This window comes from Mycolicibacterium duvalii (genome assembly GCF_010726645.1).
Lineage (GTDB): Bacteria > Actinomycetota > Actinomycetes > Mycobacteriales > Mycobacteriaceae > Mycobacterium > Mycobacterium duvalii.
The window spans coordinates 2,783,832-2,804,285 of record NZ_AP022563.1 but is presented as its reverse complement, the minus strand read 5'-3'; the positions used below and the strand labels follow the sequence as shown (position 1 = coordinate 2,804,285).

Annotated in this window: 18 protein-coding genes; 9 read left to right on the top strand and 9 right to left on the bottom strand. The window is 69.0% G+C overall.

The window, feature by feature from the left end; genetic code table 11:
* Positions 1–92: 92 nt before the first annotated feature.
* A complete protein-coding gene (locus G6N31_RS13170; RefSeq protein WP_098002955.1) occupies positions 93–1,322 on the top strand; it encodes an NADH:flavin oxidoreductase in 1,230 nt (409 codons plus the stop codon).
* Here the strand turns inward: G6N31_RS13170 and lipP1 are convergent.
* From lipP1 to G6N31_RS13140, 6 genes are all read right to left on the bottom strand, one after another.
* Complete coding sequence (gene lipP1, locus G6N31_RS13165; protein WP_098002954.1) at positions 1,274–2,218, bottom strand: LipP1 family hormone-sensitive lipase; 945 nt, start codon at positions 2,216–2,218, stop codon at positions 1,274–1,276. The genes G6N31_RS13170 and lipP1 overlap by 49 nt on opposite strands.
* Entirely contained in the window at positions 2,215–3,093 is an 879-nt protein-coding gene (locus tag G6N31_RS13160; RefSeq protein ID WP_098002953.1) for an IclR family transcriptional regulator, read from the bottom strand. Before G6N31_RS13160 ends, lipP1 begins: the two co-directional genes overlap by 4 nt.
* Positions 3,094–3,241: 148 nt before the next feature.
* Positions 3,242–4,696, bottom strand: coding sequence for an FAD-dependent oxidoreductase (locus G6N31_RS13155; RefSeq protein ID WP_098002952.1), 1,455 nt, complete (start codon positions 4,694–4,696; stop codon positions 3,242–3,244).
* The gene (gene bphC, locus G6N31_RS13150) at positions 4,693–5,601 is read right to left on the bottom strand and encodes a biphenyl-2,3-diol 1,2-dioxygenase (protein ID WP_098002951.1); all 909 of its coding nucleotides are present in this window, start codon (positions 5,599–5,601) and stop codon (positions 4,693–4,695) included. The genes G6N31_RS13155 and bphC overlap by 4 nt, the downstream gene beginning before the upstream one ends.
* Before the next feature lie 10 nt (positions 5,602–5,611).
* Positions 5,612–6,793, bottom strand: a complete 1,182-nt coding sequence (locus tag G6N31_RS13145; RefSeq protein ID WP_098002950.1) for an acyl-CoA dehydrogenase family protein — start codon at positions 6,791–6,793, stop codon at positions 5,612–5,614.
* Between the two features lie 58 nt (positions 6,794–6,851).
* Positions 6,852–7,886: a ferredoxin--NADP reductase gene (locus tag G6N31_RS13140; protein WP_098002949.1), complete on the bottom strand. Its 1,035-nt coding sequence runs from the start codon at positions 7,884–7,886 to the stop codon at positions 6,852–6,854.
* 130 nt (positions 7,887–8,016) lie between these two features.
* Between G6N31_RS13140 and G6N31_RS13135 the strand changes: the two genes are divergently transcribed.
* A complete protein-coding gene (locus G6N31_RS13135) occupies positions 8,017–9,621 on the top strand; it encodes a flavin-containing monooxygenase (RefSeq protein ID WP_098002948.1) in 1,605 nt (534 codons plus the stop codon).
* Between the two features lie 48 nt (positions 9,622–9,669).
* Here G6N31_RS13135 and G6N31_RS13130 read toward each other — a convergent pair whose 3' ends face one another.
* Positions 9,670–10,521: an alpha/beta fold hydrolase gene (locus G6N31_RS13130; protein ID WP_098002947.1), complete on the bottom strand. Its 852-nt coding sequence runs from the start codon at positions 10,519–10,521 to the stop codon at positions 9,670–9,672.
* Positions 10,522–10,620: 99 nt separating this feature from the next.
* Between G6N31_RS13130 and G6N31_RS13125 the strand changes: the two genes are divergently transcribed.
* The 4 genes from G6N31_RS13125 to G6N31_RS13110 all read left to right on the top strand — a co-directional run bounded on the left by G6N31_RS13125 (position 10,621) and on the right by G6N31_RS13110 (position 13,143).
* On the top strand, positions 10,621–11,907 hold the full coding sequence (locus G6N31_RS13125; protein WP_098002980.1) for an MFS transporter: 1,287 nt from the start codon (positions 10,621–10,623) through the stop codon (positions 11,905–11,907).
* 113 nt (positions 11,908–12,020) lie between these two features.
* Positions 12,021–12,347 carry a DUF4345 domain-containing protein gene (locus G6N31_RS13120; RefSeq protein WP_234815256.1) on the top strand — a complete coding sequence of 109 codons (327 nt, stop codon included), beginning with the start codon at positions 12,021–12,023 and terminating at the stop codon, positions 12,345–12,347.
* A 158-nt stretch (positions 12,348–12,505) separates the two neighbouring features.
* Positions 12,506–12,745 (top strand): CDGP domain-containing protein, encoded by a 240-nt coding sequence (locus tag G6N31_RS13115; protein WP_098002945.1) that lies wholly within the window; start codon positions 12,506–12,508, stop codon positions 12,743–12,745.
* Positions 12,746–12,789: 44 nt separating this feature from the next.
* The gene (locus G6N31_RS13110; RefSeq protein WP_098002944.1) at positions 12,790–13,143 is read left to right on the top strand and encodes a Fe-S protein; all 354 of its coding nucleotides are present in this window, start codon (positions 12,790–12,792) and stop codon (positions 13,141–13,143) included.
* A 7-nt stretch (positions 13,144–13,150) separates the two neighbouring features.
* Here G6N31_RS13110 and G6N31_RS13105 read toward each other — a convergent pair whose 3' ends face one another.
* Positions 13,151–13,936 (bottom strand): SDR family NAD(P)-dependent oxidoreductase, encoded by a 786-nt coding sequence (locus G6N31_RS13105; RefSeq protein ID WP_098002943.1) that lies wholly within the window; start codon positions 13,934–13,936, stop codon positions 13,151–13,153.
* A gap of 48 nt (positions 13,937–13,984) precedes the next feature.
* Here G6N31_RS13105 and G6N31_RS13100 point away from each other — a divergent pair, with 48 nt between their 5' ends.
* Genes G6N31_RS13100 through G6N31_RS13090 form a run of 3 tightly spaced genes read left to right on the top strand, consistent with a single transcriptional unit; the run spans position 13,985 to position 17,665 of the window.
* Complete coding sequence (locus G6N31_RS13100; protein ID WP_098002942.1) at positions 13,985–14,863, top strand: alpha/beta fold hydrolase; 879 nt, start codon at positions 13,985–13,987, stop codon at positions 14,861–14,863.
* Between the two features lie 34 nt (positions 14,864–14,897).
* Positions 14,898–16,886 carry a flavin-containing monooxygenase gene (locus G6N31_RS13095; RefSeq protein WP_098002979.1) on the top strand — a complete coding sequence of 663 codons (1,989 nt, stop codon included), beginning with the start codon at positions 14,898–14,900 and terminating at the stop codon, positions 16,884–16,886.
* Positions 16,883–17,665: a glucose 1-dehydrogenase gene (locus G6N31_RS13090; protein WP_098002941.1), complete on the top strand. Its 783-nt coding sequence runs from the start codon at positions 16,883–16,885 to the stop codon at positions 17,663–17,665. The genes G6N31_RS13095 and G6N31_RS13090 overlap by 4 nt, the downstream gene beginning before the upstream one ends.
* On the opposite strand, the gene G6N31_RS13085 is transcribed toward G6N31_RS13090, so the two are convergent.
* Positions 17,662–20,433 carry a helix-turn-helix transcriptional regulator gene (locus tag G6N31_RS13085; RefSeq protein ID WP_420090482.1) on the bottom strand — a complete coding sequence of 924 codons (2,772 nt, stop codon included), beginning with the start codon at positions 20,431–20,433 and terminating at the stop codon, positions 17,662–17,664. The two genes, G6N31_RS13090 and G6N31_RS13085, sit on opposite strands and share 4 nt — an antisense overlap.
* Positions 20,434–20,454: the final 21 nt, after the last annotated feature.

Sequence of the window (20,454 nt, the reverse complement as noted above, 5' to 3'; positions counted from 1 at the left end):
CGGTAAGTGCCCGCCGACGGAGCGGCGGTGACGATCCCGGCCATCGGGAGAGCATGGTTGACGGCGTGCCGCGTGGCGTCGACGCTGCTCCCATGACCGACTCCCCGCCGGACCCGTTCGCTCCGTCCGCTCTGGGCCCGGTGCGGTTGCGTAACAGGATCATCAAAGCGGCGACCTCAGAGGGGCGATCGCCGCATGGCCTGGTGACCGACGACCTGATCGCCTTCCACCGCAGGTTCGCCGAGGGCGGGGTCGGCATGACGACGGTGGCGTACTGCTGCGTCTCACCGCAGGGAGCCAGCGCCCCGGGCCAGATCGTGATGAACGATCAGGCCCTGCCCGGGTTGCGCAAGCTCACCGACGCCGTGCACGACGCGGGGGCGGCCATTTCGGCACAGCTGGGCCATGCCGGGGTCGTCGCGCCCAAGAAGCTCACCGGTGTGACCGCGGTGGCGCCGAGCCGGTTCGTCAACCCCACTTCGTTCGCCTATTGCCGCGAGATCCGCCGCGACGAGATCGCTGCCGTCATCGACCAGTTCGGCCGCGCGGCGCAGACCGCCATGGACGCCGGATTCGACGCCGTCGAGCTGCATTTCGGCCACCTCTATCTGCCGAGCTCGTTCTTGAGCCCGCTGATCAACCGGCGCAGGGACCAATACGGCGGGGACATCGACAACCGGTCACGGCTGGTGCGCGAGATCGCGCAGCGGGTGCGCGACGTCGTCGACGACCGCGTCGCGGTGATCGCCAAAGTCGACATGGACGACGGGCTGCCCGGCAGCATCTGGATCGACGAGGCGCTGCGTACCGCGCAGCTGCTCGACGCCGACGGCACCCTGGATGCGCTGGAATTGACCCAGGGGTCCTCGGTGTACCGGCCGATGTACCTGTTCCGTGGTGACGTCCCGGTGCGCGAGTTCGCCGCGGTGATGCCCCCGATGCTCCGTCCCGGAGTTCGGCTGATGGGTAAGGCCGCGATGGGTTCCTACCCGTACGAGGACCTCTACATGCTGCCGGCAGCAAGGCAATTCGTGCCGGTCATGCAGAACACGAAGCTGATCCTGCTGGGCGGCATCACCAACCGCGGCCATGTCGAGACCGGCATGCGCGAGGGCTTCGAGTTCGTCGCGATGGGACGGGCGCTGCTGCGCGAACCCGACCTGGTGAACACGATGGTCGCCGACCCCGCCGCCCGGAGCCGGTGCACGCACAACAACAAGTGCATGGTGACAGTGTTCGGTCGCACGCATTGCGTACTCGACCCGGAACAGCGCTACGGCGCAGTGGTTTCCAACAGCGTGGCGACATCCGCGCAGACCTGAGCCCGGGCGCGCCGGCAGATGTCGAATGCCGGCATCGTCATGAACCCGTGGACACCGCCGTCGAAGTAACGGCACACGGCCGGCACCCCTGCGGCCTCCAACGCCTCGGTGTAGGCCAACCCCTCGTCGCGGAGCGGGTCATGTCCGGCCACCACGGAGATCGCGGGCGGCAGTCCCGTCAGATCGTCGGAGCACAGCGGCGACGCGTACGGGTGGGTCCGGTCGTTCGGGTGCGGCACGTACTGCTCCCAGTACCACTGCAGGGCCGGGCGGGGGTTGTAGAAACCCTGACCGAACAATCGGTAGGACTCGGTGCCGAAATCGGCTGCGATGAGCGGGTACAGCAGCACCTGCCCGGCCAGGTCGGGACCGCCGCGGTCGCGTGCCATCAGCGCGGTGACAGCGGCGAGGTTGCCGCCGGCGCTGTCCCCGGCGACCAGCACCGCAGACGGGTCACCGCCGAATTCGCCGATGTGGGCGGTGACCCAGTCGGTGACGGCGTACACGTCCTCCGCGGCCGCCGGCCACTGCCCCTCTTCGGAGGCGCGGCGGTAGTGCACGGAGACGACCACGGTGTTCATACCGTTGGCGAAAGCGCGGCAGAGTCCGTCGTGGCTGTCCAGGTCACAGAACACCCAGCCCCCACCGTGGGCGAAAACCATTGTCGGAACGACACCCTCGCGTGCGGCGGCCGGGCGGTAGACACGCACCGCCACCGGACCGCCGGGTCCGGGCACGGTGGTGTCGGCGACGGAGTCGACCGGCTCGGGATCCGGGGGCGCGACGAAGCGTGCTCTGATCGCCGCGCGGGCCTGCTGCCCGGTCATCGTGTGGACGGGCGGAAAGCCCGAATCCAGGGTCTGGATGATCTCCGCGATCTGCGGGTCGAGGCTCATACCAGGTGCAGCGCGGGCTGAGGGCCGGCCGGCCGTGCCGCGAGTCCGCCACGCAGTGGCCGGGGCTGCTGCAGGGTGGGCGTCACCCGGCGGGCGCCGCCCTCCACCGCGCGCCAGATGTGCATAGCGGCCATCCGGACCGGCGCCACCAGGCGCTGGTCGAACCTCAGCTGGTTCATCGGGCCGCACACCGATACCGCGGCGACCGCCTCGCCCGGGTCGCCGATCGGCGCCGCGACGCACCCGAAGCCGGGCAACGACTCCTCACGGTCGAATGCGTAGCCGTGCGAACGCACCCTCGTCAGTTCCTTGCGCAGTTGTGCCGGCGTCGAGATCGAGTACTTGGTGCGTCGCGCGAGGAACTCGGTGTCGAACAACGGGATGTCGGCCTCGTCGGCGAACGCCAACACCGTTTTGCCCACCGCAGTGCAGTGCGCAGGGGCGCGTCCGCCGACCCGGCTGGGGATCGCCGCGGTCATCCGATTGCCGACCTTCTCCATGTACACCACGTCGGAGCCGTCCAGGACCGCGAGGTGGACGACCAGACCGGTCGCGGCGTGCAGCTCGTGCAGCATCGGGATCGCGGCCCTGTGCAACCGGTCCTGATGAACCGCCAGTGAACCGAGCTCGACCAGCCGCATGCCCAGCTCGTAATCGCGGCCACTGCGCCGCAGCCAGCGCAGCTGAACCAGCCGCTCCAACATGCGATGGGCCGACGAACGCGGGAGACCGGTCCGCCGCACGATCTGCGCCAACGTGAGACGTCCCGGCCCGTCGAAGGCGTCGAGCACCAGCGACACCCGGTCGATCACGGCGCTCGGTGTCTCGGGGGCGGCCTTGGGGGCGGTGGTGACGCTGTCGACGGTCACGGTCATCGGGAACCTCCGGAAAGTTACATTCCTAATAGGCATATGCCTAGTGGTCATATAGGTACCACATCGACGTGGGTGCTGTCACATGAACGCGGCGAATGTCATCGCGGCCACGCGTCGTGCCGCCGAATGGGCGGGTGGAGGGGTGAACTCAGGCGCGGGCGGCGCTGTGACCGGCCCGGCGGCCGTAGAAGCTGCCGTCGCCCAGCGAGACGCCGCTGGCATACCCCCACGCGGCCAGACCGGCGGTGCAGCGGCCGGCGGCGAACAACCCGGGGATGGGCTCTCCGCTGACGTGCAGTACTTCGGCGTCCAGCGTGGTCGCCAGTCCGCCGAGGGTGAAGCCACCGGTGCTCTCGCGGAGGTCGATCGCGCCGACCGGTGACCCGATCGGCTTGAGCCACTGGGCCTTCTTGTGCAGCAGCGGGTCCTCGCCACGCGCGGCGCCGTCGTTGTAGGCCGCCACGGTGGCCTGCAGCGACCCGGCGGGCAGGCCGATCTCGGCCTCCAGATCGGCGACCGTCTCGGCCACCCAGGTGGGTGGCCGCATCATCAGGTGCGGCGACAGCGAGGCCATCGCGTCGTCCTGCGCATCGCCGTCGATGATCAGGTAGGCGGTGTTGTTCTGGTGGTACAGCGTCAGCTGACCGACCCGGCCGGGGTAGGTGTCCTCGGTGACGAATCGCTGGCCGCGTTCGTTGACCAGGATGCCCCGCACCAGCTGTTGCGGGTCGATGAAGATCGCGACCTCGGTGGCATCCATGTGTGCGAGGTCGGCGCCCAGCGCCTGGGCCATCCGGATGGCACGACCGTCGTGCTGCTCGATCGAGGCGGCGGGACGGCCGGCGATGCGCGGTGCGTACCGCGCGACCATGGCGTCGTTGTAGGCGAAGCTTCCGGTGGCGAGCACCACCCCGCGGCGGGCGCGCACGCTGATCTCGGTGCCGTACTGCCGGGCGATGACGCCGACGACTCGTCCGTCGGATCCGACGACGAGCCGTTGCGCCCGAACGTCGTAGAGGGCTCGCGCGCCCGCGGCAGTGGCGGTCTCGACGAGTGGTTTCATCAGCATGTAGCCGGCGCTGGCCTCGCCCTGTTTCTTGTCGGCCATCTGCGGCACGTGACCGCGGGGCGCCGGGGCGGCGATGGTGTTGAAGGGGTAGGCGTTCTCGCCGCCGGAGTACATCAGGCCCTGGTCGGCCATCGGCTCCCAGCCGGGTTCGCCGAAGAACTCGGCCTTGAACGGAACGCCGCATCCGACCAGCCAGTCGAAGTGCGCGACGCTGCCCGCGCAGTAGTCGGCGATGCGCTCCTCGTCGGCCCCGGGGCCCATGGCCGCGGTCAGGAACGCGGCCATGTTGTCCACGGAATCGTCGAAGCCGCAGGCCTTCTGGAGGGCGGTGCCGCCACCGAGGTAGATGAAACCTCCGGCCATCGACGCCGCACCGCCCCAGGAGCCGGTGCGCTCCAGGACGAGCACGTCGGCTCCGGCGCGCGCGGCTTCCACGGCGGCCGCAGCACCGGCGATGCCGAAACCGGCGATGACGACATCGGCCTCGTGGTCCCATGCGGTGATCTGCGCGGCCGGGACCGGGACGACCGTCACGGGCGCATCGCCGCGGGCAGGTCGTCGACCCACTGATGACCCCAGTAGCTGTCGGCGGTGATCTCCTCCGCGGTGTAGTAGGTTTCGTCGACGCGCATACCGTCGGTGCCGAACTCGATGTCCCAGTCGCCGGGAGCGCGCACGTAGAACGACACCATCTTGTCGTTGGTGTGGCGGCCCAGCGTGGACGACAGCTGGAAGCCGTCCTTGGCGACGCGGTCGAGCGCCTGGCCGACGGCGTCGAGCGAGTCGACCTCGACCATCAGATGGATCAACCCGGGATCGCGCAACGTGGCGGCCGGGCACAGGGCCAGGCTGTGATGACGTTCGTTGATGCCGAGGAAGCGCACCCGGATCGGCCCGAACTCCGGCGGCGCCGGCACGCGGAACGCGCCGCGAGATCTGAAACCGAGTACCCCGGTGTAGAACTCGAACATGGCGGGGACGTCCATCGCCGGCAGCACCACGTGGCCGAGGCCCTGCTCACCGGTGACGAACCTCGCGCCGAACGGGGTGACGACCGGGCTGTGGTCGAGTACGGCGCCGTGGAAAATCTCCAGCGACGTGCCGGCCGGATCGCGAAACGCGATGACCTCCTCGACCCGGCGGCTGTCCGCGTCGGCCGACGACAACTGCTCGTAGGGGGTGCCGGCCGCATCAAGGGCGCGTTTGACCTCTTCGAGGGCGGCGTGGTCGCGGACCTCCCACCCGACGGTGACGATCTTGTCGACGTCACCAGGGTTGACGATGATGCGGGCGGCACGTTCGTCCATCCGCAGGTACAGCGCATCGGGGTCGGGCCCGCTGCCCTGTGCGAAACCCAGTACGCCGAAGGCGAACTGGCGCCACCGCATCAGATCGGTGGCCTGCACAGTGACATAGCCGAGGCTCTTGATCGGACTCATCGCGGAACCCTCAGATCATCGCCCGCAGCGGGCCCTGCGGATCGACCCCGAGGGAGCTCAGCGCCGAGGCGTGGTAGACGGTACCCGGGACGTGAATGGCGTGCGCCTGTCCGACGTGCACGTCGCGCCAGTACCGCTGCAGCGGCTTGTCCATCCGCGCGGCATTGCCGCCGCAGCGCGCGAAGATCTCGTCCACGGCCGACACCGCGCGCCAGACCGCACGCACCTGGGTGCGTCTGCCGGCGGCGCGCTGCTCGAAAGTGACCTCCTGGCCGGCGGCCACCATGTCGTAGACCCGATCGGCGTTGGCCAGCAGTTCCTGCCGTGCGGCGTTGATGTCCGCGGCCGCCTCGCCGATCGCGTACATCACATAAGGGTCGTCCTTGATCGCGACGCCGCTGGAGTTCACACGCTGACGCTGATAGTCCAGTGCGGCGGCCAGGGCCCCTTCGGCGATGCCGATGGTGGCCGACGAGATGCCCAGCGGGAACATCGTCGACCAGGGCATCAGGTACAGCGGTTCGGTCATGCCGGCCTCGAGTTGCGCCGAACCGTCCATCACTTTCATGCCGTCCATGGTCCGATAGTCGGGGACGAAAGCCCCGTCGACGATCACGTCCTTGGAGCCGGTACCGCGCAACCCGACGACGTCCCAGGAGTCCTCGACGATCTCGTAATCCTTGCGCGGCAGGATCATGTGCAACATCCGGGGCGGCATCAACGGCTTGCCGTCGGAATCGCCGACCATCGCGCCGAGGATGATCCAGTCGCAGTGATCGGTGCCGGAGCTGAACTGCCAGCGGCCGGTGAAGATGTAGCCGCCGTCGGTGGGCACCGCGACGCCCTGCGGCGCGTACGGCGAGGCCACCCAGGTGTCGACGTCGTCGGCCCAGATCTCCTGGCCGACCCGCGGATCGGCGTAGGCGAGCTGGTACGGGTGCACCCCGACCACGCCGTTGATCCAGCCGGCCGACGGGTCCAGCGCGGCGGTGGCCATCACAGTCTCGGCGAACTCCCGCGGATGCACCTCCAGACCGCCGTGCGCTTTGGGTTGCAGCAGCCGGATCGAGCCGATCCGCTTCATCGTCTTGACCGTGTCGTCGGTCAGCTTGCCGATCTTCTCGGCCTCCTCGGCCTGCCCGCGCAGCTGGTCGGCCAGTTCGGCGATGTGATCGATCACCCGTCGTGTCATAAGTCTGATCGTGCCGTGTCGCGGCGTGGCCCGGTGCCGTTTTCCCGTTGAGCGGAAGTCAGAACTCGACGGTCACCGAGTCCGATCGCGGTCGGGCCTGACAGGCCAGGATGAGGCCTTCGGCGATGTCGTCGGCTTCCAGGATCGCCGCGTTGCCCGGGTCAACCTCGCCCTCGACGACGGTCGCCGCGCACGAGCCGCAGTTGCCCTCGCGGCAGGAATACGGCACCTCGATGCCGGCGGCAAGCATGGTGTCCACGAGGTTGCGGTCGACCGGCCACCGCAGATGGTGCCGCTCGCCGTCGATGAGCACCTCGGCGTCGGCGGCCTCCCCGTCGTCGGGGCCGGCGTCGGTGGCCGGCGCGGTGAACGGATCGCCTTCCAGGGATTGGAAGACCTCGAGGTGGATGTTCTCGCGTGGCACACCGGAGTCGATGAGGGTCTCCCTGACCACCGCCATGAACGGCGCGGGTCCGCAGATGTAGGACTGGTAACCGCCGAACAGTCGGCTGAAGTGACTCAGTTGCACCCCGGTGGGCAGGCCCTGGACGGACTCCAGCCAGTGCAGCACGGTCAGCCGCCCGGCATAGCGGGCGGCGAGGTCACGCAGTTCGGCGGCGAAGATCACCGAGGCCTCGTCGCGGTTGGCGTAACAGAGCACGACTCGGCCGGTTCCGGCCGCGAGAACCGATTTCAGGATCGACATCACCGGGGTGATGCCGCTGCCGGCGGCCCACAGCAGGTGGTCACTGTCGAGATCACGAGGGGTGAAGGCGCCCGACGGCGGCAACGCTTCGATCACATCTCCGGCGGAGACGTTGTCGCACAACCAGTTCGAACCGTAGCCGCCGTCAGTCCGCTTGACCGTCACCTTCGGCGCGGTGTCGGTGTGCGGCGAGCTGGCCAGCGAATAGCAGCGCGCCACCGCCCCCGTCCGCTCGCTGGGGATGCGCAGCGTCAGGAACTGACCCGGCCGGTAGCCGAACCGGTCGCGGTGTTCTGCGGGCACCGAGAAGACCAGGGACTTGGCGTCGGGTCCCTCGTCGAGTACGTCGGTGACCGTCAGGGGCACGGCACGGGGCGCGTCGCTCATGCCGCCATCCTGACCGAGGACGAGCCCCCCGCGATGCCGCGCCTACCGGTGGCCGGGACGGCAATCCCGATGACCGTTGACCGGGAGATGCCCGGCGCGTTCCCGGGCCTCGCTCCTACCGTCGGTCGGTGTGAGTAGTCCGGCTCAGAGTTCAGTCGACATCGTGGTGGTCGGTGCGGGTTTCGCGGGTCTGTACGCCCTACACAAGTTCCGTGCCCAGGGATGGTCCGTGCGGGTCTTCGAAGCCGCGCCCGAGGTGGGTGGCACCTGGTACTTCAATCGGTACCCGGGCGCGCGCTGCGACGTGGAGAGCCTGGACTACTGCTACTCGTTCTCCGACGATCTCCAACAGGAGTGGACGTGGACGGAGAAGTACGCGACCCAAGCCGAGATCCTGGACTACATCAAGTGGGTCGCCGACAAACTCGACCTGCGCGCGGGTGTCACGTTCAACACCCGGGTCGTCTCGGCGGTGCTCGACGAAGTGGCCCTCCGCTGGACCGTCACCACCGACAGCGGCGAAGTCGTCTGCGCCCGCTTCGTGGTGATGGCCACTGGGCCGTTGTCCTCGCCGCTGACACCGGACATCGCAGGCCTGGACACCTTCGCCGGCGAGGTCTATCACACCGCCGATTGGCCGCAGGGAGGTGTGGACTTCACCGGCAAGCGTGTCGGCGTCATCGGCACCGGATCCTCGGGAATCCAATCGATTCCGATCATCGCCGAGCAGGCCGACCAACTCGTGGTCTTCCAGAGGACACCCAACTACAGTGTGCCCGCCGGGAACCGTCCGTTGTCGGCCGACGAGGTCGCCCACGCCAAGGCGACCTACGCCGAGCGGCGCCGCATGTCGTGGCGCAGTGGTGGCGGCTCCCCGCATGTCGCGCACCCGAAGCTGACGATGGAGGCCACCCCCGAAGAGCGCCGCGAAGCCTTCGAGAAACGTTGGCAACTCGGCGGTGTGCTGTTCTCCAAGACCTTCGCCGACCAGATGATCGACCTCGACGCCAACGAGGAAGCACGCAAGTTCTACGAGGAGAAGGTCCGGGCGGTCATCGACGACCCCGGGGTCGCAGACCTGCTGATCCCGAATGACCACCCCATCGGCACCAAGCGAATCTGCACCGACACCAATTACTTCCAGACCTTCAACCGACCGAACGTGCGCCTGGTCAGCGTCCGTGAGACCCCGATCGAGACAGTGGACGCCACCGGCATCAACACATCTCGAGAGCATGTCGACCTGGATGCGATCGTGCTGGCGACCGGCTTCGACGCGTTGACCGGGACGCTGGCCAAGATCGACATCGTCGGGCGCGGCGGGCAGCGGTTGGTCGACGACTGGGCCGAGGGGCCCCGCACCTACCTCGGGCTCGGCGTCGACGGCTTCCCCAACCTGTTCCTGGTGTCGGGTCCGGGGGCACCGGCCGTGCTGGCGAACATGGTGCTGCACGCCGAGGCCCACATCAACTGGATCGCCGAGGCGATCGCGCATCTCGACGCGCACGACCTGGTAGGGATCGAGGCAACTCCCGAGGCGGTGGACAACTGGATCGCCGAGTGCAATCGCCGCGCCGAGGCCACGCTGTTCCCGCGGGCCAACTCCTGGTACATGGGCGCCAACGTGCCGGGCAAGCCCCGGGTGTTCATGCTCTTCATCGGCGGGTTCGGGGTCTACCTCGACATCTGCGCCGAGGTGGCCGGCGCCGGCTACAAGGGGTTCAGCCTCATTTAGCGATTTCGGCGTGATTATCGTCGCTCCGCGTCGACAACCACGCCGAAATCACCGGGTGAGGAAGCCGAGCACGGTCTGCTCGAACGCGGCTTTCGCCTCGATCATCACCCAGTGCCCGCAGTTCGGGAACACATGGAACTCGGCGTTCGGGATGGTGCGCATCGGCACCAGCGCCATGTCCAGCGGGCTGACCCGGTCGTCGCGGCCCCAGGTGAGCAGGGTGGGCGCGGCGACCTTGTGCATCAGCGCCCACGGCATCGGCAGGTCGGCGGCGCGCATCATCTGCATCATCGCCGCGAACGCCGCCTTGCCGTACATCCTGCGCGCGGCGGCCAGAGTGCCGGGCTCGGTGGCCAGCGCCCACCGTTCCTCGATCAGTTCGTCGGTGACCAGCGCCGGGTCGTAGACCATCGACCGCAGCCAGTCGATCAGCCTTTCGCGCGTGGGGTTTTCGGTGAACTCCTGCAGAAGTCGGATGCCCTCGCTGGGGCCGGGGCTGAAGATGTTGGTGCCGATGCCGCCGATGGTGACGAGCCTGCCGACGCGCTCAGGATGCTGGATGGCGAAGTTGATGCCGACGCCGCCGCCCATCGAGTTGCCGATCACGTCGACGTGGTCCAGGCCCAGCGCGTCGGCGAAGGCGACGACGGCACCCTGCGCGTCGACCATCGGGTGGCCACCGAAGTCGTCGCTGACGCCGAAGCCGGGGAATTCCAGGACCAGGCACCGGAAGTGACGGGCGAACACCTCGAGGTTGCCCCGGAAGTTCCGCCACCCGGTCACTCCGGGCCCCGACCCGTGCAACAACAGTAGGGTCGGGCCGGTTCCCGCCTCGTGGTAGCGCAGCACTCCCGACGGGGTGCTGACCTCGCGCAGACTCTCGTGGTAGTCGACCGTCATGGGACTGATTGGACACGATCACCGCGCGGGCGGCCAACTCCGTTCCGATGAGTGGGCGTCGCCCTTGTGCGGACCGCTCCCGACACCCAAGGTCTCACCATGCAGCAGGTGCTGGCGCCGGACCGGACGGTGTTACGGCGGGTGGCGCTGTCCAGCCTGCTGGGCACGGCCATCGAGTACTACGACTTCCTGGTCTACGGCACCATGAGCGCTCTGGTGTTCGGGTGGGTCTTCTTCCCGGAGGCCAACCCCGCGACGGCCACCATCGCGGCCTTCGGGACGCTGGCCGCCGGTTATGTGGCGCGACCCGTCGGCGGCATCCTTTTCGGGCACTTCGGTGATCGGCTGGGCCGCAAGGCGATGCTCGTCGTGACGATGGTGTTGATGGGTGTGGCGAGCTTCCTGATCGGAGTGCTGCCGACGTATGCGGCCATCGGCGTCGCTGCACCGGTGCTGTTGGTGACGCTGCGGGTGATCCAGGGGATCGCGATCGGAGGGGAGTGGGGTGGGGCCACCCTGATGGTCACCGAGCACGCCGAGCCGCACCGCCGGGGATTCTGGAACGGCGTGATGCAGATGGGGTCACCCATCGGGTCGCTGCTCTCGGTTGCCGTGGTCACCGTCATCACGCTGCTGCCCGACGAGGACTTCCTGTCCTGGGGCTGGCGGCTGCCGTTTCTGCTCAGCGTGCTGCTGCTGGCGATCGGTGTCTACGTGCGGCTGTCGATCAGCGAGAGCCCGATCTTCGAGGCGACGCGAGGCAAGCCCGCGCCGAAAAGCCTGCCCCTCGTCGACGTGCTGCGCAGGCCGCGCGCATTGGTGCTGGCCTGCGCGGTCGGGATCGGTCCGTTCGCGCTGACCGCGTTGATCAGCACCTACATGATCAGTTACGCCACCGCGATCGGGTACCACCGCACCGACGTGATGACCGCGCTGATCTTCACCTCGGTGACCGGGCTGATCGCGATCCCCGCCTTCTCCGCTCTGTCGGACCGGTTCGGGCGGCGGGCCGTGATCGTCACCGGTGCAGCGGGCATCGTCGCCTATGCGTGGCCGTTCTACGCGCTGGTCGACCTGCGGTCGCAGGTGTGGCTGACCATCGCGATGGTGCTCGCCCAGATCGTCCAGTCCATGATGTACGCCCCGCTGGGCGCGCTGTTCTCGGAGATGTTCGGCACCACCGTCCGGTACACCGGTGCCTCGATGGGCTACCAGCTCGCGGCGCTGCTCGGTGCGGGCTTCACCCCGTTGATCGCCAGCAGCCTGCACGCCCAGCAGATCTCGCGGACGCCGCTGGTGCTGCTGGCCGCCGGTTGCGGCGTGGTCACCATCGTCGCAGTCTGGCGTCTGCGCGAAACCCGCGGAACGGATCTGACGATGGTCTGAGCCCAGCGCCGCGATGTCTGCCATGGTGATGTGGCGTACATCTGCGAAAAGAGGCAAGCGTGACCACGTTCGGTTGGATCGTCCTCGTCGTCGCGGCCGTGTTCTTCGCCGGGATGGGCGTCTACGCGTTGGTGACGCCAGCGAGGCTGGTCGCCCCGTTCGACGTCACCCTCGGCTCGGCGACGGCACGCTCGGAGGTGCGGGCGGTCTACGGTGGCTTCGGTCTGGCGATCGCGGCGATCCTGGTGGTGGCCATCGCCGACGCACAGCTGCGCGCCGGGATCGTCACCACGGTGGCCGCCGCGCTGGCCGGCATGGCGTTCGGCCGCGCGGTGTCGGCGCTCGACGCGCGAACATCGTTCTACCCCAACTGGTTCTACTTCCTGGTCGAGGCCGTCGCCGCGGCGGGGCTGTTCTGGGTGGCCGCCGTCACCGCCTGACGACCACGGGGCCGAAACGCCCCGTGCACGTCGCCGCGCAGCGGAGCAGAATGGGGTCATCGCGACGTGCCGGAGGGGGCTCTGGGCATCGGCGCACCAGACCGCGGGGACCCTCCGCGGGCCGCGAGCAGTACGGCCCACGAGGGAGGAGGCGTGCCATGAAACCAACAGCAGCAGCAGCCGCGGCACTGTTGACCGTCGGCGGGATCGCCGCCGCGGCGCCGGCGTCCGCGCAGCCGTGTGTCGGTCCCAACACCGTCATCGCCGGTCACGGCGGCGGCCGATGCGACCACCCGCCCGACCCGGACGGGAGTTTCATCCGGTGCGACACGATGTACGTGTTCGGCGTCGGTGGAACGAACTGCTATCGCGTGCCGCCGGGCACGCCGCACATGTAGCGGTTCCGGGCAATCGGCCCCATCGCTGAGGTAATCTCCAGGTCATGGAAATACTACGGTCTGTAGTTGTCCTGCTGCACATCGTCGGCTTCGCCGTGCTGTTCGGACCGTGGGTCGTCGAGGCGGTCGCGCGCCGCTTCCAGGTGACCCGGGTGATGGACTACGGACTGCTGCTGTCCCTGATCACCGGTCTGGCGCTGGCCGCGCCGTGGCCCGCCGGCATCGAGCTCAACTATCCGAAGATCGGCATAAAGCTGGTCATCCTGATCGTCATCGGCGCTCTGCTGGGCATGGGCAGCGCCCGCCAGAAGCGCACCGGGGAACCCGTGCCCAGGCCGATGTTCGTCACCGTGGGGGTGCTGGCCTTCGTGGCCGCCGCGCTCGCCGTGGTCTGGTGAGCGCGGGTCACCGTTCGTCGAGTCCCAGCAACGCGGTGACGCCGTGGTCCCGGCCGGCGGTGTAGCCGCCGTCCACCGCGATCGCCTGTCCGCTGACGAAGCTCGCGTCGGCGGAGAGCAGAAACGCCGCCACCGCGGCGACCTCGTCGGGCCGGCCGAACCGGCGCAGCTTGTGCTCCCGACGCAGTTCCTCGCGAACGCCCTCCATGCCGGCGAGTCCCAACGTGTCGTCGAGCAACGGCGTCTCGATGAACCCGGGGCAGATCGCGTTGACCCGGATACCGCTGGGGCCGTAGTCGATTGCCGCGTTCTTGGTCAGTAGCACGACCCCGCCCTTGGAGGCGTTGTAGGCGCTGCCGCCCGCGGTGCCCTCGAGACCCTCGATGCTCGACAGTGTGACGATCGAGCCGCGCTCCCCGGCGATGCGGTCCTGGGGAAGCATCTGGGTCACCGCGGCCCGCAGCACCACGAACGTCGCCGTCAGGTTCACCTCCAGCACGCGTCGCCACTCGTCGTCTGGCAGCAGGTGCACCGGCCCGCCGCCCGCCACCCCGGCCGAGTGCACGACACCGTCGAGGCGTCCGGCGCCGTCGACCACGTCGGCCACCGCGCGCCGCACCGCGTCCGCATCGCACACGTCGCCGGCCAGGCACCGAAACCCGGGCTGATCGGTGGCCGTGCGGTCGAATCCGACCACGTGCGCACCCTCGGCGACCAGCCGCGCCGCCGTCGCCGCTCCGATCCCCGAAGCGGCGCCGGTCACCAGAACACCCTTGCCCGCAAGCCCGTTCACCGGGCCAGTATGGCCCGCCGCACTTGCCGCACACCCTACGATCGGCGGATGACGTCAGCGCCGGAGTCCTTCCTCACCGACGGGCACGGCGGCGTGCGCATCGCCGCCGACCGGACCGGGCACCCCGACGCGACGGCGGTGGTGTTCCTGCACGGCGGTGGGCAGACCCGCCGGTCGTGGGCGAAGGCGGCCGCAGCGGTCGCCCAGCGGGGCTGGCAGGCGGTCACCGTCGACATGCGCGGGCACGGCGAGTCGGACTGGTCGGCCGACGGTGACTACCGGGTGTCGAGTTTTGCCGCCGACGTGCGCGAACTGCTCCGCCGACTCCCGCCGCAGCCCGTGCTGGTCGGCGCGTCGCTGGGCGGCATCACCTCGATGCTGTTGGCCGGCGAACTCGCTCGCGGCTGCGCCGCCGCGGTCGTCCTGGTCGACATCGTGCCGGACATGGACCCGTCCGGGGCCGACCGCATCCACGCGTTCATGGCCGACCGGATGGTCGAGGGCTTCGAGTCGCTCGACGAGGTGGCCGACATGATCGCCGAGTTCAACCCGCACCGCCCCCGGCCCGCCGACCTCGACGGCCTGCGCGCCAACCTGCGTCGTCGCGGCGATCGGTGGTACTGGCACTGGGACCCCCAATTCATCGATGGCACCGCGGAGCACCCGCCGATGGAGGTGACCGACGTCGACCGCCTGCATGCCGCGATCGCGGCCATCCTGGCCGACGGCGTGCCGATGCTGCTGGTGCGCGGGCAGGTCAGCGACCTGGTCAGCCGGGACCGGGCGACCGCGTTTCTGGATCGCTTCCCGCAGGTCGAGTTCGTCGACGTGGCGGGCGCGGGCCACATGGTCGCCGGGGATCGCAACGACCTGTTCGCCGACGCGGTGCTGAACTTCCTGGTTCGGCACCGGCCCGAGCAATCCTGACCATCCACCCGCGCGGCTCTGTATGGTGTGGCCCATGCCACAGGTCAGCGATGCTGCGGTGCGCGATCCCGAACTCGTCCGACTGACCGGCCTGCCGTTCCCCGACGCCGACGACGACGTCCTGCGTCGCGCGATCGACGAGGCCAGCGTGCCCGCGCTGCTGATGTCGCTGGTGCACATGACCGGCGACCTCGGCCTGCTCGACGAACTGCCGCGGCCGGTGATGCTCATCGCGATGGATCTGCAGGGCGCGATGAGCGAACCCGACAAGGCCGCGGTCCGGGAGCGGGCCTTCGACATCGCCCGCGCCTACCGGGACCGGGGGTGCCCGCCGCCGTTCCTGCCCGACGCCGCTCAACTCCGCACGATGCTCGATGTGATCACCGCCGGGCAGGTCACCGACGAGTTCGTCGACTACATCGCCGCGGACCTGCGGTTGACCGACACCGACCAGCACGGGCCGCGGCTGGCGTCGACCGCGGCGCAGCGCGCCGACTTCCCGGTGATCGTCATCGGCTGCGGTGAGGCCGGACTGCTGGCCGGCATCAAACTCAAGCATGCCGGGATTCCGTTCCAGATCATCGAGAAACAGTCCGCGGTCGGCGGAACCTGGTTGGCCAACCGCTATCCCGGCTGTCGCGTCGACATCGCCAGCCAGTACTACACCTACTCGTTCGAACCGACCGACCACTGGGAGCACCACTACGCCACCCAGCCGGAGATCCTCCGGTACCTCGATGACGTGATGGCCCGCCACGACATCGGCCCGCACGTCCGCTTTCAGACCGAGGTGGTGGCCGCGCACTGGGACGAGGCCACTGCGACCTGGCAGGTGGAGATCCGGTCGCCCGACGGTGCCACGGAGACACTGCGCGCCCGTGGCCTGATCTGCGCGGTCGGACAGTTCAGCAACCCGGTGATCCCGGACATCAACGGCGCCAACAGCTTTGCCGGACCAGCGTTTCACACCGCGGACTGGGACGACGCCGTCGACCTGACCGGCAAACGGGTCGCGGTGATCGGGGCGGGCGCCAGCGGATTCCAGCTCGTACCCGCCATCGCCGGGCGAGCCGCCCACGTCGACGTCTACCAGCGCACCCCGCAGTGGATGGCGCCCAACGTGCACTACCACGAACGCGTCGGCGACGGCGCGCGGTGGGCCACCCGCCATCTGCCCTTCTACGCACGGTGGCTGCGGTTCGTGTCCTGGTGGCCGATCGCCGACGCGCTCAACGAACAGATCACCATCGACCCGGCATGGGACAACGGCGGGCTGTCGGTCAGCGAGGGCAACCAGATGATCCGCGACGTGTTCGAGGCCTGGATGCGCGGATTCACCGACGACGAAGACCTGCTGGCCAAAGTCACGCCGAAGTATCCGCCGATGGGCAAGCGCACACTGCAGGACGACGGCACCTGGCTGCGGACGCTGCAGCGCGACGACGTCGAACTGGTCGCCGACGGCATCGCCGAGATCACCGCGCACGGAGTGACCGACGTGCACGGTAACCACCGGCCGGCCGATATCCTGCTGTGGGCCACCGGGTTCGACGTCAACCACCAACTCGGCCCGATCGACATCCGCGGAGTGGACGGCGCCGGCCTCAACGACGTCTGGGGCGACTCCGCATTCGCCTACCTCGGGGTGACCGTCGCCGGTTTCCCGAACTTCTACTGCATGTTCGGTCCCGGCACCAACGCCGTCAACGGCGCCAGCATCATCTACAACTCGGAATGCCAGATGCGCTACATCCTCGGGTGCATCGACATGATCCTCACCCACGGCGCCGATGCGGCGATGCCGAAGGCCGATGTGTGCACCGACTACCACCGTCGCAGCCAGGAACGTCTGCAGACCATGGTCTACGCGCACCCCGCGGTCACGAGTAGTTACTACAAGAACTCCGCCGGCGAATTGCCCACGCTGTTCGCGTGGCGCATCGTGGACTACTGGAAGTGGACCCACCACCCCGACCCCGCTGATTACGAGATGAGTACCGCACGTGCACAGGAGGTTTCATGACAGGTCGGCTGGCCGGTAAGGTCGCCCTGGTCAGTGGCGCGGCACGGGGGATGGGGGCCTCGCACGCGCGTGAGTTGACCCGGCACGGCGCCCGGGTGGTGTGCGGGGACATCCTCGACGACGAGGGTCGGCAGGTCGCCGCCGAACTCTGCGACGCGGCGCGCTACGTCCATCTCGACGTCACCCGCCCGCAGGACTGGGACGCCGCGGTCGCGGTCGCCGTCGCCGAGTTCGGCCGACTGGACGTGTTGGTCAACAATGCCGGCATCCTCAGCATCGGCACCGTCGAAGACTACGAACTCGCCGAATGGCACCGCATTCTCGACATCAACCTGACCGGGGTGTTTCTCGGTATCCGGGCGGCGACGCCGGCGATGAAGGCCGCCGGGGGCGGGTCGATCATCAACATCTCGTCCATCGAAGGCATGGCCGGCACCATCGCCTGCCACGGCTACACAGCCACCAAGTGGGCGGTGCGCGGCCTGACCAAGTCGACCGCGCTGGAACTGGGACCACTTGGTATCCGGGTCAACTCGATCCACCCCGGCCTGATCAAGACGCCGATGGCCGACTGGGTGCCCGAGGACATCTTCCACACCGCGCTCGGCCGCATCGGCCGGCCCGAGGATGTCAGCAACCTGGTGGTCTACCTCGCCTCGGATGAGTCGAGCTTCTCGACCGGTGCCGAGTTCGTCGTCGACGGGGGAACCCTTGCGCACCTGGCGCACAAGGACTTCGCCGCCGTAGACGTCGAACAGCAGCCCGAGTGGGTCACCTAGTCGCCGTTGCTGTGGATCTGGTCCATCCGCCGGCCCAGTTCGGCGCGCGAGCCGATCCCGAGCTTGCGGTAGATCTTGGTGAGGTGATGCTCGACGGTCTTGGGGGTGATGAACATCGCCGCCGCGATCTCCTTGTTCGTCGCACCCGATGCGGCCAGCTCGGCGACCCGCTGCTCGGACGTCGTGAGACCGCCTGCGCCACCGGACGCCGAAACGGCGGTACGGGACAATTCGGCTTGTGCCCGTTGCGCCCACAGCGGGGTGCCCAACCGTTCGAAGGTTCGCAGCGCGTCGGTCAACGTCGCGGCCGCAGCGCTCTTTCGGCGCAGCCTGCGCTGTAACTGGCCCAGTACCAGCTGGGTGCGGGCACGTTCGAACGGCATCGGCAGTAACTCGTGTTCCCTCATCGCCTGCTGCGCCGACTGCTCGGCGGCCGCGACGTCGCCACCCGCGGCCAGCAGCATGGCCCGGCAGCGCGCGCCGACCGCCCGGGTCCACGGACGCCTGTGTTGCTCGCCGGCGTGTTCCAAAGCGGCGGTGAGGTTCTCGGCGTCGGTGAGCTGGCCGACGCCGACCATCGCCTCGATGGCGTCGGGCAGATGCCAGGACATGATCAGCTCGGTGGCGACCGCGGTGCTCGGGTGGAGGAAGTCGTGGTCCAACGCGTCGAGCGCGGCCCGGTGATTGCCCAGCGACTCTTCCAGGAAACACAGCGTCATACCCGGCCAGTCGGCCAGGCTGGACTGCCGGCGCGACGACGCGTCGAGGACCCAGCGGGCATCGGCGCGGGCCTCGTCCACCCGGCCCGCGAACGCCGCGGCCGCCGCGCGCACGGTCATCGGGATGATCAGCACCTCGTCGCCGCCGAGCTGTTCGGCCCGTTCGACGGCCTCGGCGGCCTCTGCCTGTGCCTCGGCGATCTGCCCGCGCCAGATGTGGTTGATGGCAAGGAAACCCGCGATGGCCATCATGTCGCTCTCGGCGCCGCGTTCGAGACCGACGGTGCGCAGCTCGACCAGCTGGCGGTGGGCCTCCTCCAGGCGTCCGGTGCCCGACAGCGCCAGCGCGTTGATCATCGGGGCGCGGAAGATGATCGGAAGATCCAGCGAACTGTCGTAGAGCTCGAGCGCGCGATCCAGCGCGACCTCGTCGAGGCCGTGCCCGCATTGGAAGTCCAGCTGCACCGACCAGGCCAAAGCGGCGCTGGTGATGCCCGCGACGCCGAGTTCCTCGGCCAGTTTGACGGCGTCGCGGATGTGGCGGCGAGCCTCGGCCGAATCACCGATGCTGTGCAGCGCGAACGACAGTCGTAGAAGGACCTGCACCATGACCGGGATGTTCCCGGTGGCGTCGTCGAGCGCGGTCCGCAGCAGGGTGACCGCGGTGGTGTGCTTGTTGTCGTACATGGAGACGGTGGCCAGCAGCACCGCGCCCAGCGCGCGCATGATCGCCGGCTGGTAGTCGGCCACCGCGCCGAGAACCTCCTTGGCCTTGGCGGTGTCGCCGGCCAGGAAGTGGTTCTCCGCCGACTTCAGCCGCCGGACCACAGTGTCGCCGCCGAGTTTGATCGCCAGATCGATCAGCTCGGCCGCGGCCGCGGGCGCGCCCCGCGCCCGCGCCGAATCGCCGGCCTGGTCCAGCGCAGCGAAGATCTCGTCGTCGCCGCTGGTCGAGGCCAAGGCCAGGTGGCGGGCCCGCAGTTCCGGGTGACTCTCCAGGCCGGCCAGCGTGCGATGCGTGGCTCGACGCGTGCCGGCGGGCGCGTCGTTGTAGACCACGCTGGCCAGCAGCGGATGGTTGAACCGGATCCGGTGACCATCGAGGGTGACGACATCGAGCGACTCGGCGTGCTCGAGGAGTGCGGTCACGCGCTCGGGCGGGGTGCCGGCCGCGCTGGACAACAACTCCACCGTCGGGTTCGGCACACATGACGCGGTCAACAGCAGCCCGCGCACGTCCTCGGTGAGCCCATCGACGCGGGCGCGCACCACCTCGGCGAGTGTCTCGGGCAGGGGCTGGTCGGACATGTCGGTGCGGTCGCCGAGCGCGCGAGCCAGCTCCAGCGCGAAAAACGGATTGCCCCGGGATATCTCGGTGATCCGCAATACGGCGGGGCGTGGGAAGCTGCGGCCGAGTCGTTGGGTGATCGTCGTGTGCAGCGCCGGCGCGGTCATCGGCCGCACCGCGTAGCGTTCGAGGCCGTCGGGGCGGTCCAGCTGCAACCACCGTGCCACCGTGCCGCTGCCGGGCACGGTGCGCTCGGTGACCAGCAGCCCGCACGGGCCGCGCAAGCGGCGCGCCACAAAGGCGAGCACCCCGCGACTGGAGGTGTCCAGCCACTGGATGTCATCGACCGCGAGCAAGACCGGGCCGTCCGCGCCCAGCGCGCGCAGTACCGCGACGAAGGCAGCAGCGACCACGCGGTGGTCGGTAGGAGGGCCGTCCACGCCGGCGCGCAGCAGTACCCGGTCCAGGGCCAGCCGTTGCAGTCCGGGCAGTGCGTTCAGATGTTCGGTGTCGACCTCGGCGAGCAGATCGGCCAGCGCCGAGAAGGCCATCACCGACTCCGCCTCGCCGACCCGCGCCGACAACACGCGGTACCCGCGGGCCGCCGCCTGTTCGGCCAGCGACAGCCATAACGTCGACTTCCCGATGCCGGCTTCGCCCTCGATGACAAGCCCGGTGGGACGTGCCGCGACCGAATCGAGGAAACCAGCAACCGGGCGATCGGCGGTAGCGGGCTTCTCAGCGCTGGGCACGGCACCCATCATCGCAGTGGGCAAAGTACA

Excerpts from the sequence above, each read along its gene's own strand:
- G6N31_RS13170 (WP_098002955.1), top strand. The coding sequence starts at position 93 with ATGACCGACTCCCCGCCGGACCCGTTCGCTCCGTCCGCTCTGGGCCCG.
- lipP1 (WP_098002954.1), bottom strand. The coding sequence starts at position 2,218 with ATGAGCCTCGACCCGCAGATCGCGGAGATCATCCAGACCCTGGATTCG.
- G6N31_RS13160 (WP_098002953.1), bottom strand. The coding sequence starts at position 3,093 with ATGACCGTGACCGTCGACAGCGTCACCACCGCCCCCAAGGCCGCCCCC.
- bphC (WP_098002951.1), bottom strand. The coding sequence starts at position 5,601 with ATGAGTCCGATCAAGAGCCTCGGCTATGTCACTGTGCAGGCCACCGAT.
- G6N31_RS13145 (WP_098002950.1), bottom strand. The coding sequence starts at position 6,793 with ATGACACGACGGGTGATCGATCACATCGCCGAACTGGCCGACCAGCTG.
- G6N31_RS13140 (WP_098002949.1), bottom strand. The coding sequence starts at position 7,886 with ATGAGCGACGCGCCCCGTGCCGTGCCCCTGACGGTCACCGACGTACTC.
- G6N31_RS13130 (WP_098002947.1), bottom strand. The coding sequence starts at position 10,521 with ATGACGGTCGACTACCACGAGAGTCTGCGCGAGGTCAGCACCCCGTCG.
- G6N31_RS13125 (WP_098002980.1), top strand. The coding sequence starts at position 10,621 with ATGCAGCAGGTGCTGGCGCCGGACCGGACGGTGTTACGGCGGGTGGCG.
- G6N31_RS13120 (WP_234815256.1), top strand. The coding sequence starts at position 12,021 with ATGGGCGTCTACGCGTTGGTGACGCCAGCGAGGCTGGTCGCCCCGTTC.
- G6N31_RS13115 (WP_098002945.1), top strand. The coding sequence starts at position 12,506 with ATGAAACCAACAGCAGCAGCAGCCGCGGCACTGTTGACCGTCGGCGGG.
- G6N31_RS13110 (WP_098002944.1), top strand. The coding sequence starts at position 12,790 with ATGGAAATACTACGGTCTGTAGTTGTCCTGCTGCACATCGTCGGCTTC.
- G6N31_RS13100 (WP_098002942.1), top strand. The coding sequence starts at position 13,985 with ATGACGTCAGCGCCGGAGTCCTTCCTCACCGACGGGCACGGCGGCGTG.
- G6N31_RS13095 (WP_098002979.1), top strand. The coding sequence starts at position 14,898 with ATGCCACAGGTCAGCGATGCTGCGGTGCGCGATCCCGAACTCGTCCGA.
- G6N31_RS13090 (WP_098002941.1), top strand. The coding sequence starts at position 16,883 with ATGACAGGTCGGCTGGCCGGTAAGGTCGCCCTGGTCAGTGGCGCGGCA.
- G6N31_RS13085 (WP_420090482.1), bottom strand. The coding sequence starts at position 20,433 with ATGGGTGCCGTGCCCAGCGCTGAGAAGCCCGCTACCGCCGATCGCCCG.